Below are 528 nucleotides of genomic sequence, written 5' to 3'. Positions count from 1 at the left end.
GCCATGCAGCATTCTCGAGCTTGACACCGAATGACGACAGATTGATCGGCACCTGCGAGTTCTCCAGGAAGGCAGCGTCTTCGTCGGTCGTATCGGCTGCAAAGCCCGCCTTGAATGTGCCGGCCTTTAGGATGCCGAAGCCATCGGCCGTCGGTTCGATCACGAATTCCGGCGGCGTCGTATAGCCTTCATATTGCTGCGCTGTCGTCTCGCCGGCATCAGGCGACAGTGCGGAGACATAGACGAGGCCGGTGACCTTGGGATCGATGCCCGCTTCGGTGATCATGACGCCACCCCAGGAATGGCCGACGAGAATGGTGGGGCCGTCCTGACGTTCGATTGCTCGCTTGGTGGCGGCGACATCGTCGGCCAGTGAGGTCAGCGGATTCTGCACGATGGTCACCTTGTAGCCACGCTGAGTAAGATTGTCATGGACGCCGCGCCAGCCGGATCCGTCGGCGAACGCGCCGTGGACGAGGACAACGTTCCTGACGACCTGGGTGTCAGGGATCTTTTCAGCGGCGTTGG

The 528-nt window shown here is 61.2% G+C and carries 1 protein-coding gene; it reads right to left on the bottom strand.

Annotation, left to right across the window (positions count from 1 at the left end; translation table 11 throughout):
* Positions 1-528, bottom strand: a 528-nt coding sequence (locus AC2YI2_RS35180; RefSeq protein WP_487391147.1) for an alpha/beta fold hydrolase, incomplete at both ends; no start/stop codon positions are given.

The sequence above is a fragment of the Rhizobium sp. SRI_017 genome, assembly GCF_057586295.1.
This window is presented reverse-complemented; position numbering and strand designations above follow the sequence as displayed.